This window comes from Spirosoma arcticum, from assembly GCF_054779955.1.
This window is the reverse complement of sequence record NZ_BAAGXG010000007.1, coordinates 314,777-328,404: the sequence shown is the minus strand read 5'-3', so window position 1 is coordinate 328,404 and position 13,628 is coordinate 314,777. Positions and strand designations below refer to the sequence as shown.

The following is a 13,628-nucleotide window of genomic DNA, read 5'->3' as shown; positions in this document are numbered from 1 at the left end:
CAGACCGCGTTGCGTCGATTTGATAAACGGGTGTTTTGCTGGATAGATGGATGCTTACCGCATCATCTTGTTCATTTTGCCCGATGCCTGCATGGTATTCATCTTCTTCATCATCTTACGCATCTCATCAAACTGCTTCAGCAAATTGTTCACCTGCGTAATGTCGGTGCCGCTGCCTGCCGCGATGCGTTTTTTGCGACTTCCGTCGATGATGTCGGGGCGACCGCGTTCTTTGGGTGTCATCGAACTGATGATGGCTTCGATGGGCTTGAACGAATCGTTGTCGATGTCTAAGTCCTTCACCATCTTACCCATGCCCGGAATCATGCCGAGCAGGTCCTTAACGTTGCCCATCTTTTTGATCTGCTGCAACTGACTCAGAAAATCGTCGAAGTCGAACTGATTCTTGCGCATCTTGGCGTTGATGCGCTTGGCTTCGTCTTCGTCAAAGGCCTGTTGTGCCCGCTCTACCAGCGAAATAACGTCGCCCATTCCCAAAATCCGGCTGGCCATCCGGTCGGGGTAGAACACGTCGAGGGCTTCCATTTTCTCGCCCGTGCTGATAAACTTGATGGGCTTGCTGACGATGGTTTTGATCGACAGTGCTGCCCCGCCCCGCGCGTCGCCGTCGAGTTTGGTCAGCACTACCCCGTCGAAGTTGAGCCGGTCGTTAAACGTCTTGGCCGTGTTGACCGCATCCTGACCGGTCATCGAATCGACCACGAATAGCGTTTCGGTGGGGGAGATGGCCCGTTTGACGGCCTCAATCTCCTGCATCATTGCTTCGTCCACGGCTAAACGTCCGGCCGTGTCGATGATGACGATTTTTTTACCGGTTTTGCGGGCGTGGCTCACGCCATTCTGTGCAATGCTGACGGCGTTTTTATTGTCCGGCTCGGCGTACACCTCCACCCCGACCTGTTCGCCGAGCACCTTAAGCTGATCAATGGCAGCCGGGCGGTAGATGTCATCGGCTACGAGCAACACACTACGGCCCTGTTTTTTGAGGTAAGCGGCCAACTTGCCCGAAAACGTCGTTTTTCCGGACCCCTGCAAACCCGCAATCAGGATCACGGCCGGGTCGCCTTTAATGTTGATGTCATGCGCTTCGCCCCCCATCAGTTCGGTCAGCTCTTCCTGCACGATCTTGACGAACAACTGTCCCGGCTCGACCGAAATCAGCACTTTCCGGTCGAGGGCTTTCTCGCGAATGCGGTCGGTGATGTCTTTGGCAACTTTGTAGTTTACGTCGGCATCGGTAAGCGCACGACGTACTTCTTTGATGGTTGCGGCAACGTTAATTTCAGTAATGCGGCCCTGCCCTTTGAGGGTTTTAATGGCCTTATTGAGTTTATCCTGGAGTGTGTCAAACATAGTCTATAGCAAACGATACCACAAAGATAACAGTTTCCAACGGCTGTGGATGAACCGCATCATAACACATTCCTACCAGGCAACCTGACAGAGTTGAAGCTAAGCCATCACATTTTATTTACTCAACAGTGGAACCTTTTTTCATCTTTTTATATGTACTGCTAAAATAATTGTATTAATCGACGTTATATTTGTCCTATTGGCTCTCTATAATCAGATCAGTAGCGACACACTGATTTCTATAAACTACCCTATGAAAATTGAGATAATGAAAAGCGCGTCGGAGTGGTTACTCACCGGTGCCTGCGTCGTATGCTGGGAGTCGACAATTGCAGCGCAGCCTGAGCAAAAAGTGCAGACTAATACGCCGAAAGAGACTACCGATTCCCGTTCGGCAACAAAACCAGTTGTTCTGGCAAAGAACACGAACCCAAAGACTGGATCAGTCGCGTCGACGCCACCGGCAAAACCGTTAACTGTTGAAGAGAAGAGGGCTGTAAGCCGATGCTGGAAACGGCTGATGAGCATGGTACGGGAAGTAAACCACGCGCACCGCGCTAAGAAATGATGCCCCAAACGACGCACTAATTGCCTTACACCCAAAGGCCCTGTCCGTCATTATACTCCTCACCAATGCGCCGTATTTCGTCCGCCGAATACGTCAGAAATCCGTTCCGGCGTAATTGGTTCAACCGCCTTTTTTCGAGCCACGACAAGTCCCCATCCACCAGTACGCCAAAAACGATGAGACGCTCCAAACTCCGGCGCACGTTAGTGGGTGCCTGTGTAACGCGTTCAGCAAAGTGACCCGTCAGCGTGGCGTCTGTCCGCAGGTCGAAGCGATCCACTAAGGTTTCGGTCAGTAGAAAGTGAGCGTAGTTATACTGGCGTTTCAAGATTGCTACGTATTGTAAAGCCTCCAGAATCAGCGGTCTAAAGTCATCACTTTTGCCCCATTCGTCGTGAAGTTCGTTCACAAACTCGCGGATGGTGGTTGGTGCCATAACCCGGACTTGTGCTTCGTGCAGCACTTGCCACGATGCCCAGGCGTTCCACAAGGCATAGATGGGCATACCGGCCAGATCGGTAAACTGGCGCAGGGCATACCGCCCCAAAAAACGCTTTATCAAAAGTGTGCTTACAACTGCCTTTGTTACGTTGAGCAGAAAAAAAACCGTCAGGCCCCAGCGAGGCATATTCAGGTATGGGTCAATACCGAAGCGCAGAATATCCCGGTTGGTTCGTTCGAGGGCTGCGTCGGCTAATGCCCGTAAATGCCTGTCGTATTGAGCGTCATGGGCACGGGGAAACTGACAGGCCCGCATGATTGACTTTACGCCCCGTAAATTAATGGCAATCAGCAGACTGATCTCTACATAAACCAGCAGAATGCCATAGAGCACCGTCACAAGCGGTAGTTGGTAGACCGTGCCAAATGCGCTGATCGGCGTGCTGACGAACAAATCAGGCCAGTAATATTGGGGGGTATAGAGCATAATGACGCCCAGCATACCCAGCAGGGCCGCCATTGTCAACGTCACGGCTTTCGTCCGGCGTATTTGTCGACATTCGTCCGCGTTCAGCACATACGGCTCATCGAGCGGGTGCGTCGTATCAAGAGCCTGGCGAAGGTAACGCATTGCCAGATGATCGAACGAACCAGTACTATTGTTCGGTGGCCGGGTTGACATAAGCGTGTCGTGACAGTGAATTCATACCTATAACTACGGAACGGGTAGGGTTGTTAGTTAAAATTCAGTATAGCGCCGTACCGAACGGGTCGTTTGTCCACGAAGCAGCCGGGGGCACGGTACTGGTTATAAACACAACGGGCCATCGGCACTTCAGTAAATCTATCCGAAAGGCTGCTTTCGCTAAGTGAAAATAAACGCACAATTCATTATGATACGTATCCTGTTTGGGTGGCTGCTCATTGGTCAGGTGATGGCTCAAAGCGTCGCCGTGCCCCGCCCGTCCAAGACTCCGTCCCGTCCGTCGTCTACCAACCAACGGGCTAAAAACGAAATGGACGAGACGGCTCAGGCATTTCTGGCGACGCTGTCTGCTGAGCAGCGGAAACAGGCCATCTACACGCTCGACGATCCTGAGCGGTATGTCTGGTATTACACGCCACACGAGCGAAAAGGCCTGCCCCTGAAGCAGATGAATCCTGAGCAGCAAAAAGCAGCGCTGGCACTGCTGAAAACTGGTCTGAGCACTCAGGGATACGAGAAAGCAACGGCGATCATGGATATGGAAAACGTATTGCGCGTGGTCGAAAATCGCCCGCCCAATGATACCTACCGCGACCCCGACAACTATTACATCACTATTTTTGGTAACCCTGAAGAGAAAGCGCCATGGGGCTGGCGGTTCAACGGGCATCACCTGCTACTCCAGTTCACCTCCCGGTCGGGACCCGAACGGGTAACGGCCCAAACGCCCACCTTCTTTGGGAGCAATCCGGATCTGCTACGCAATATTCCTGGCATGGCCGATACCCGGATGGCTGACCCCCGCCTGGTCAATCTGCCGCAATACGGGAAACGAATATTGAAGCAGGAAGAAGAACGGGCATTTGCCTTGCTAAAAACTATAACCCCGGAGCAACTCAAGCAGGTCGTCGTAGACCCGGTGGCGTATCCTGAAATCCTGAGTACCAACGTGCGCAGTGTGTCGATGGAAAAAATGGATGGGCTGCGATTGGCCGATATGACAGCGACTCAACGCACCTTATTTCTGGAACTCCTGCAAACCTACCTGACCAATTATCACGTAACCTTGGCCAACCAGCAACTTGACAAACTAAAGAAAAGCGGATTAGACAGTTTGCGGTTTGCCTGGGCGGGTGATTTAACCCCAGCGTTAGGTGAGGGGAAGGGCTGGTACTACCGCATTCACGGCCCAACGATTCTGATTGAATACGATAACACACAGAGCAATGCCAATCACGTGCATACCGTCGTGCGTGATCTGACCAGCGATTTTGGCGAAGATTTACTGCGCGAACATTACCGCACCAGCACGCACACAAAACCCTGATGGATTGGGGTGCTTACCATTTAACAAATTTTAAGGAAATTGTCCGGGCGTTTTTTCGTAATTTGTGAGGATAATTCGTTCTCAATTCATGAAAAAATTCCTGATTAGTGCGTCGGTTTGTCTGCTTCCCTTAGCAGCTTCGGCGCAGCAAACCCAATGGTTCCTGCGCGACAAGACCGATAGCACCGTCGGCATCAGCGTCGACCGGACCTACCGCGAGTTGCTGGCAAATCGCAAACCCACGCCCGTCATCGTCGCCGTCATCGACGGGGGCATCGACACCAACCACGAAGACCTGCGCCGGGTGCTCTGGACGAATGCCAAAGAAGTAGCTGGCAACGGCAAAGACGACGACAAGAATGGCTACGTGGACGATGTTCACGGCTGGAATTTCATTGGCGGCAAAGACGGTCGCAACGTCAGCTACGAAACCGTTGAGGTAACCCGAATTTACGCCCAGCTCAGGCAGAAATACGAAGGCAAAGACGGGGCCGCCGTAGACCGGACGTCGCTGAAGCCGGAGCAGCAGAAAGACTATGACCTGTACGTGAAGACGAAGGGCGAGGTCACGAAAAACCAGGCCCAGTACAAGGCGCAGTATCAGGGAATCAGCCAGTTTTATACGCAATACACCGCGGCCGTCAGCACGTTGAAAAAAGCGCTCAACGTAACCAAACTCGACACGAATACCCTGCGTCAGGTAGCCGACACGACCAAAGATGCGTCGCTGAAACGCCCCGCAACGGGCATTTTACGGTTGCTGCGTCAGCAGGGGGCTGCCGACACGGATGCGGTGATGAGCGAACTGGAGAAAGCCAACGAGCAACTCAAAGCCCGCGCCGAGTATAACTACAATCCTGACTTCAACAGCCGCGACATTGTAGGCGATGACCCTGCCAACCTCAAACAACGCGATTATGGCAACGCCGACATCGCCGGTCCCCGCGCCGATCACGGTACCCACGTAGCGGGCATCATTGGCGCCGACCGGACCAATAATTTCGGCGTGATGGGCGTTGCTGACGCCGTGCAGATCATGGGGGTGCGGGCGGTGCCGGACGGTGACGAGCGCGACAAGGACGTAGCCAACGCCATTCGGTACGCCGTTGACAACGGTGCGCAAATCATCAACATGAGTTTTGGAAAAGGGTACTCGCCCCAGCGCGAAGCCGTGGAAGAAGCCGAACGTTACGCCCTCGCTAAGGGTGTGCTGCTCGTTCAGGCGGCTGGCAACGACGGCAGCAACATCGACACGGCGGCCAACTACCCCGCTCCCCGCTTCATCGACGGTTCAGAAATTCCAAACGCGATCATTGTTGGGGCCAGCGCCGAACGGAACACCAGCGATCTTGTTGCCAGTTTTTCCAACTATGGCAAAGGAACCGTACACGTATTTGCGCCGGGTAAGGACATTTACTCGACCGTGCCGGGCGGCAAGTACGACAGTAACAGCGGCACCAGTATGGCTTCGCCCGTGGTGACGGGCGTAGCGGCCGTGTTGAAGTCTTACTTTCCTAAACTGACCTACGCCGATATTAAGCGAATTATTATGGAGTCGGCAACACCGTACCAGACGTCGGTACGTCGACCCGAATCGACCGATACGGTTGCCTTTGCGAGCCTGTCCAAAACGGGTGGTATCGTTAACCTCTACGACGCTGTGAAACTGGCCCTGGCGCGGGAGTCAGGCGTGGATGCGAAGGGGAAGTAAAAAGTTTTTGAGTGTATGGGTATTTACGTATTTCTGGTTGGCAAACACCTAAACACTCATACACTCAAAAACTGAAGAAATAAGAAGGGCTGACTCTCACTTGCAAGTGAGAGTCAGCCCTTCTTATTTCTTCACAAACCGCTTCGTTTGTAGTTGTGCGCCATCGCTCAGTTGCAGGAGGTAATGACCTGCGGGCAAGTCGGCGATGAATAAATTGGTCTCAAACCTGCCATTACCCGATCTCAGCCGGACGGGTCGTTGCTGCAAAATCCCCCGCAAGTCAAGTATGCTAACCTGCATCTGCTTTACCCTTGAGTTCGTGTACTGAACAGAGAGCAAACTTTCGGCCGGGTTGGGATACAGCGTCAGCGATGCGGCCGGGTCCGGGCTTGTTGCGGTCAGCACGACGGCCATCCGCACCGTCCGCTCCGACGACCACCCCACACAGTTTTGCTGCGTTGCCTGTACTTTATAAACGCCCGGCTGCGACACGGAGAACTGATGTTGCGTGGCGTTGCTGATGGTCAGATCATTGCGATACCATTGGTAACGGTAACCAGTAATGGCAGGGGCTTTCAGTGTAACCGTAGCGCCCTGAAGAAGGAGTAAATCTGTTTCTTCCGGCAGGACAGGCAGGACATCGACGGTGCTAAGCCGAACGCTTGTCTCGCGCGAAAGAGCCGAACATCTGGTTGATTCGGTCATCCGCAGGGTGTAGGAACCCACCTTGTCAACCGGGCACACCGACCCGCTGATGGCGGGCATCACGACACCATCACGCAGCCACTCATACTGGGTGCCCGGCCTGTTCTCGGCCTTTAGCTGCAGCGTTTCTCCGGCGCAGAGCAGCGCATCCCCCGCCGGTTCTATCGTCGCTGTGAGCTGACAGGCCGCCCGGCGCAGCCCACTTACAATGATCGAAAAGGGTTGCCCGGCGTACGTCAGCTTGCCTTTGTGCGTCACCGACAGTGTGTAAGCCTGGCCCGGAACGGGATTAGCAATGTAAATCTGTTCAACGTTGTCGCGGCTGTTGTCGCCCGGCGTGGCGGACTGACCGGGTCGATTCGGGTCCAGCACAAACGGCAACCGGGTGATCTGGCCATCGGCAAGGCGCAGGTCGAGGTCATTGACGAGTTTGGGCGTCCGGCTGTTTACCGAAGCGGCTGCAACGGGCGTGGCCGGGCCTTCGGGATCGGTCCAACAGAGGGTCGCAACGAGCGGCTCACTGCCCTGGGCCACAATGCGGTAAACGAACGGACCCGATGCCGTCAGCGTCTGCTCCCGGATCAGGTGGGCGAGGTCGGTGTTCAGCATGACGCGGGCCGCTGCTTCGGTATTCAGCAGGCCCCAACCCCGTTTGTAGTCGGGTCCGGCAGCGGGGTTGAGACGGTTGGCGGTGTGCAGCGCCAGCCCGCGCAGAGTAGCCGCCCGCATAAACTGACCCCCAGCCGATGGATCGCCGGTTTTAGCCCGTTGCTGGGCAAATAATTCCTGTAACAGAAAGAGTGAACCCGCCACGTTAGCCGACGCTGCCGACGTGCCGCTGTTGTTGCCGTAGCCCGCAATACTACCCGACACGGTAGAGAAAACGTTGGTGCCAATGCCCAGCAGATCGGGTTTAATGCGCCCATCGTCGGTTGGTCCCCAGCCGCTGTAAGCTGCCGTTTCTAAGGTAGTGAGTTGATTTTGGGTATTGAACGCAATTTCAGCCGCCCCAACGGTCAGCACGTTTTTGGCCGTCGCTTCGGCTGGAATAACGTCATACCCATCGTTACGACTGCGGACAACGGTGCTCTTCACGTTCGTATTCTTCAGAAAGTAGGGCGTTTGGGCGGGTGGGCCGGTTTCGCTACGCTTGTTATCCGCCGACCGGACCATCAACAGGAACGGATTGTTATAGGCGATCTGGTCGAGGTCGCGGGCGGTGGCGGTATAGAAGCCAAACTGGTAATCGTCGGTGGGGCTGATGGCTGTATTGCCCCACCATTCCCACTTCAGATTCCGGTCGGTGCCGGGGCGCGAGGGATTGTAAACCCAACCCACAACGGGACCATACGCGTGATTGGACACGAGCAACTTAGGGGCGGCAGCAGTCAGTTCGGCAATGTCGTTGGTGTAATCCCAAACCGACAGCGTAGCTCCGTACGCCATTCCTTTAGCCTCCGCCCGGATGCCCCCGGCAATGAGTGTACCGGCGAGGTGCGTGGCGTGGTCGCTGACAGTTGTCGGCTGGTCGGTGTGGGTCACCCGGCTTTTGCCCGTTGCGGGTCCGGCAAATTCCTGGTGCGTCGCCAGCACGCGTCCCCCGTCCCACATGGCCAGCCGTCCGCTCATACCGGGTGAGCCGCCCGTCAGGGCCACCGGTAGCGAACCGCCCCCGTAGAGCGACGTAGTGCGGGTGCTTTGCGCGGCTTCGCGGTTATGAAGCGTGTAATAAACGGGCTGGCCAAATGAGTCGACCCGCTGAAGTTGAAAAACCGGCCGATTGGCGTAGTTTTTGCGGAGCGGCCAGCCGTGCTGCCGGGCTAATTTGAGGGTCTCCCGGTACTGATTTGTGTGACGGTCGATCAGTTCGGTCTCCCACGCGGACAGGCCTGTTCGCTGGATAGGTTGCGCACTTACTGAGCTGTCGATACCATTGAAAAGACATGCGATAACGCACAACATAGTTCGGGAAAACGCCAAACTACTGCCGTATGCTTTGTTTTGGTTGATTTTGCTGGTCTGGTAAAGAGTTGTCAGAATGGGTACGTGGTTACTGCCTGCGAATTCGCTTTGTTCGAACGCGCTGCGTCCGCTCGTCGGTTATAACCACAAAAAACGGACCAGCCGGAAGGTCCCCCACATCCAGCACGGCCGACCTGTTCAATCCATCGCGCTGAAGAACGGCCCTGCGCACTGTCACCCCCCGCACGTCCGTCAGCCGAAGGGTGGGGGCATACGGACCCGGCCACACCATCGACACCGTTAGTTGCCGCGTGGCGGGATTCGGGTACACCATGATTTCCTCATCGAGTGGGTCCGGTTCGGCGGCCAGAATTGTCAGCAGTACATCGCTGGAAATGGCTTCCCCACACCCATTAACGCTGCCTCTGACGGCGTATCGCCCCGATTTAACAGCCGTGAAAATTGGCGTCGTAGCGCCCGGAATGGGCACGCCATCGAGCAGCCACTGAATAGTGCCGGTGGCATTGGAGGTGAGCGTGAAGCCGGTCGCGGTGATGACCGGCACCTCCGCCGTGCGAACCGCTACCGCCACAGCCGCCGACCGGACGGGTAGACAGCCGTTCGTTACCTGAACGGCATAGTTGCCCGTTGCAGTAGCCCGAAGTGTACTGTTGACCGCCCCGGAAATGGCCTGCTCATTCCGATACCACTGGTAGCCTAACTCCGTTCCTGTATTGGCCTGAAGGCTTACCGCTCCCCCCTGGCAGATGCTCGTGGACCCGTTGGTCGTGATGGTTGCCGTAGCCGCCGTGCCGGGTGTCGTCGGCACGGGTGTTCGTTGCAGCGCCGGGCAGTCGAGCGACCGGACGGCCAGGTCATAGAAATAATACCAGGCCGTTTTCAGCGTATCCGACGTGTTGAACAAGGCACCTTTGATGCTCATGATGGGCGCTCCCAATGCTGTTTTAATTTCGTATGGCAGGCCCGTCACCGCGGAATTGCTGCGGAAAATAGACGCCCCTTCGGCGTAGTCGATGGTGATTTTGTAGTCGCCCGGATTGGGGATACGCAGGTTCAGCGCATAAACGGTTCCCTGATCGTCGGGATCGTCGGCGAGTTGACCGCTACCGTTGACCGCCGTGATGCTCTGGTTGCGCGTGGGGAGTACGTCGAGCGTGACGCTCGAAATGGCCGTGTTATCAAACTTGCGAACCGTGAACGTCAGCTTCCCCGCCGAAGCGATGTAGAGCCGCGCCCGCTCGATGAGCAGCGGCACCCGCGTCGACACGAGGGGTGCCGGACCGAAGTTACCCGCGTAGGAACCGCCCCCAAACGCCCGCTTGTCGGCTGGACCGATGGTGCCCGCGAAATCATTCAGCACGGTATAGAATTGCCCGGTTGTGGGCAGCGACTTAATGGCAATTTGGTTACCGGCCGCGAGCAGGTTACCCCCCGTTGGCGCGTCGTACCAATAGGCCGTGCCCCCCCCCGTATTACGTAGCGAAATAGCCGTGTCACTGCCGCAGCGGGTAGCCGAAAACAGGCCGTTGGTGGGCGCTGGTGCGGTCGTGCGGGTTTCGATGAGGGTATTGTTGGCTAAGTTCAGGTCGTTATCGAGGGCCGTCGTGATGGCGAATCGGTAGATTTGGCCGGGGACCAGCGTTACGCTGGCTGGCGTTTTCAGCGTTAGCAGACTCTCGCGAAAAGCAGCCACAATAGGTACCGTGCCCGACACGGTTGCCACGGGGCTACCACTGGCATCGGTAATGGTAACACTGACCGGTACGTTGCGCTGCTCGGCGGAGCCAAAATTACGGACCCGCACGGCTATCGTCAGATCGGTGTTGGTTTGCCCGCATAAATTCGCTTCGGGCGAAACGAGCGAAGCTGCGCCAATGTCATTAACCGTCTGCACCACGTTCAGGACGTAATCCTGCGTTTCGCCGTTGCCGTAGTTTCCGCAAGCCGTCACCGTGGCCGCGTTGTTTGTTTCATTGGCCACAATACGCAATCGCAGGATCTGCCCGCTCGGAATCGTTGCCGGAACCGTTACCGTCGTTGAGAACTGCCCCGTGTTGCTGAGCACTCCTGACGTTGCCACCGTTTCGCCCGCATCGTCAAAACTGCCGTTCTGATTCCAGTCGACAAACGCTTTTACCACGGTGTTTTTAGTTGCTCCACAGGTGCCGAGCGACACCGTCAGCAGGAGTTGCTGCGTGGCCTGAACGGCGGTGCTGACCGACAGAAAATCGGAGTACGTCGTGCAGCCGTCGGCACCGGGTTGGTTGATGCTGCCGAACTGAACCTGGCTGATCTTGGTGTCGGCGGTGGCCGTGGCTTTTGACTCACAGTACGTTTTACCGCCGATGCCGCTGACGAGCAATGCATAATCCTGTTTGATGCCGCTCAGGGTGCCTTTGTGCGTGATGGTAAGCGTGTAGCTCCTGCCTGGAATGGGATTCGCTATTAGCACCTGCTCCACATTGTCGCGGCTGTTATCACCCCGCGTGGCAGGATTGGTCGGGTTTGCCGGGTCAAGAATCCACGGTTGCAGGGTGCCGCTGCCGTCGCTGATGCGGACGTCGAGGTCGTTGACAAGCCGAGATGACCGGTCGTTAAGAGCCGCCGTGGCCGTTCCGGCGGGGTCGGTCCAGCAAATGGTGACGACCAGCGGCCCTCGGCCCGAGGCTACTACCGGGAGCGAATACGTTTCGCCCTGGTTCATTGTCCGCTCGTCGATCAGGTAATTCTGGTCGGTGTTCAGAATGGCGCGTCCGGCACGTTCGGCGTTGAGCAGACCCCAGCCGTTGCGGTAGTCGGGGCCGGGCGCATTCCCGGCTTCGTCGGCCGTATGCAACACTAAGCCTTTAAGCGTTGAGGCCTGCAGAAACCGGCCGTTGTTGCGCTGCGCAAATAATTCCTGCAACAGCAACACCGACCCTGCTACATTAGGAGAGGACATAGAGGTACCATTGTAGGACACGTAGGCACTGTCGGTTCCCGAACTCGCTGAGAGTACACTGACGCCCACGCCAACAATGTCGGGTTTGATGCGCCCATCGTCGGTAGGTCCCCAACTGCTGAAATCGCCCAAGCTGACGTCAGCCGCCTGATTGTAGCCGAAGCTGAGTGTGCTGATAGCGCCTACGGCGAGGATGTTTTTGGCCGTTCCATACGTGCTTATCTGGTCGTAGCCGTCCTGTTTATTACGTGGGGCCGTGCTGGTATTATTGCTGGTACCGAGATAATAGGGCTGTCCATCACCCGGTCCGTTTAAGCCGTGATTGTTACCCGCCGATTTAACGATCAGGTAATAGGGGGCATTCTGGGCAATCTGATCCCAGGAACGGGCGCTTTCGTTGTAAACACCAAACTTGTAATCCTCTGTTTTGCTAACGGTCGTGTCGCCCCACCATTCCCACTTGGTGGCCGTGGTTCGCTCATCATTGAAGATCCAGCCCGCCTGTGACCCGTAGGAATGGTTAGAGACGAGTAGATTGGTCGCAGCTGCGCTCATTTCTGAAACGTCGCTTTGGAAATCGTAAGCCCGCAGGTTAGTGCCGAACGCCATGCCTCTCACTTGTGGGTTGACTCCGCCCGCCACCAAAATGCCCGACACATGCGATGCGTGCGAGTCGAACGTGCTGGCATTGTCCACCTGCGTAACGCGGCTACCCGACGTTCCATTTCGAAACTCAACGTGCGTGTCGCGCACTTTGCCCCCGTCCCAGATGCCAAGTTTATCAGTAAGTGTACTGCCCGACAGCGACACGCCCAGACTACCGCCCGCGTAGAGCGACGTGGTGCGGGTACTTTGGGCGGCCCGCGTTGCACTGTACGTGGCATCGTAGAGCAGTTCGCCCCGTTCGCTGATGCCGCGCAGGACCAGGACCGTACCGTCGGCCCGACGCTGTTCTATGGGCCGGTTTAGTCGGCGGGCTTCCGTTAAGGCACGCTGGTAATTCTGAGCTTCGAGCGTGGTTAATTTCTTCTGTAAATCAAGTTGTTGTACCCGTTGCGGAGCGTTGTACTGAGGTAGCGACTGGGCCGTCAGCGCTGTGACGGTGGTTCCTGTAAGTAGGCAGGTTAGAAAGCACTTGATTGTGAACCGGAAGCGTTTTTGCATAACGATGAAGCCGGTCTGAACGAAGCCGGTAACGAATATATACATTCGGTACGAAAAAATGATTGACACCGTTGCGTCGTCGGCTGGCTTTGGGTCTGCTCGACGCCAATACGCGCACGGGAAGCGTCCTGATTAATAAAAATTTAGCCGTCTGGTAGCCTAACTGTGCCCCAATCTGCGTTATTTCGCAGACAGTCAATATGTAATCGGCCGCATGGTAGGTATTATTATGGGTAGCCTTTCTGACCGCAACGTCATGCAGGAGGCCGCCGACGTTCTGACCGCCCTGGGGGTGTCGTGGGAAATGGATGTTGTTTCGGCCCATCGAACCCCTGAAAAGATGGTTGAATACGCCAAAACGGCCCGCAGCCGGGGCCTCCGGGTGATTGTCGCCGGAGCGGGCGGGGCGGCTCACCTGCCCGGTATGGTGGCGTCGCTGACCACGCTGCCCGTAATCGGGATTCCCATCAAATCGGGCAACTCCATCGACGGCTGGGATTCGGTTCTGTCGATTCTGCAAATGCCCGCTGGGGTTCCGGTGGCAACAATGGCTCTCAACGGTGCCCGTAATGGCGGTATTCTGGCCGCTCAGATTGTGGGTACCTTCGATGAAACGGTTGCCCGGCAGCTAAGCCTGTTCAAAGAGGAACTAAAAGAGAAAGTGGCCGATATGAGCCGCTCATTAATGGATAATGAAAAATTGTAGAA

8 protein-coding genes are annotated in these 13,628 nt (G+C 56.1%); 4 read left to right on the top strand and 4 right to left on the bottom strand.

The features are described from left to right. Positions 1-54: 54 nt before the first annotated feature. Positions 55-1,374, bottom strand: a complete 1,320-nt coding sequence (gene ffh / locus ACYVHB_RS18135; protein WP_461053184.1) for a signal recognition particle protein — start codon at positions 1,372-1,374, stop codon at positions 55-57. A gap of 253 nt (positions 1,375-1,627) precedes the next feature. Here ffh and ACYVHB_RS18130 point away from each other — a divergent pair, with 253 nt between their 5' ends. Beyond that, complete coding sequence (locus ACYVHB_RS18130; RefSeq protein WP_461053183.1) at positions 1,628-1,942, top strand: hypothetical protein; 315 nt, start codon at positions 1,628-1,630, stop codon at positions 1,940-1,942. A gap of 25 nt (positions 1,943-1,967) precedes the next feature. Here ACYVHB_RS18130 and ACYVHB_RS18125 read toward each other — a convergent pair whose 3' ends face one another. Continuing rightward, positions 1,968-3,014, bottom strand: coding sequence for an LBF_2804 family protein (locus tag ACYVHB_RS18125; RefSeq protein WP_461053182.1), 1,047 nt, complete (start codon positions 3,012-3,014; stop codon positions 1,968-1,970). A 262-nt stretch (positions 3,015-3,276) separates the two neighbouring features. Here ACYVHB_RS18125 and ACYVHB_RS18120 point away from each other — a divergent pair, with 262 nt between their 5' ends. Together ACYVHB_RS18120 and ACYVHB_RS18115 are read left to right on the top strand one after the other, a co-directional pair. Further along, complete coding sequence (locus ACYVHB_RS18120; protein ID WP_461053181.1) at positions 3,277-4,416, top strand: DUF3500 domain-containing protein; 1,140 nt, start codon at positions 3,277-3,279, stop codon at positions 4,414-4,416. An 88-nt stretch (positions 4,417-4,504) separates the two neighbouring features. Then, entirely contained in the window at positions 4,505-6,127 is a 1,623-nt protein-coding gene (locus tag ACYVHB_RS18115) for a S8 family peptidase (RefSeq protein WP_461053180.1), read from the top strand. Positions 6,128-6,250: 123 nt separating this feature from the next. Here ACYVHB_RS18115 and ACYVHB_RS18110 read toward each other — a convergent pair whose 3' ends face one another. Next, a complete protein-coding gene (locus ACYVHB_RS18110; protein WP_461053179.1) occupies positions 6,251-8,794 on the bottom strand; it encodes a S8/S53 family peptidase in 2,544 nt (847 codons plus the stop codon). An 88-nt stretch (positions 8,795-8,882) separates the two neighbouring features. Next, positions 8,883-12,965, bottom strand: a complete 4,083-nt coding sequence (locus ACYVHB_RS18105; protein WP_461053178.1) for a S8 family serine peptidase — start codon at positions 12,963-12,965, stop codon at positions 8,883-8,885. Between the two features lie 169 nt (positions 12,966-13,134). On the opposite strand from ACYVHB_RS18105, the gene purE reads away from it, so the two are divergent. Continuing rightward, positions 13,135-13,626 carry a 5-(carboxyamino)imidazole ribonucleotide mutase gene (gene purE, locus ACYVHB_RS18100; protein WP_461053177.1) on the top strand — a complete coding sequence of 164 codons (492 nt, stop codon included), beginning with the start codon at positions 13,135-13,137 and terminating at the stop codon, positions 13,624-13,626. Positions 13,627-13,628 lie beyond the last annotated feature (2 nt).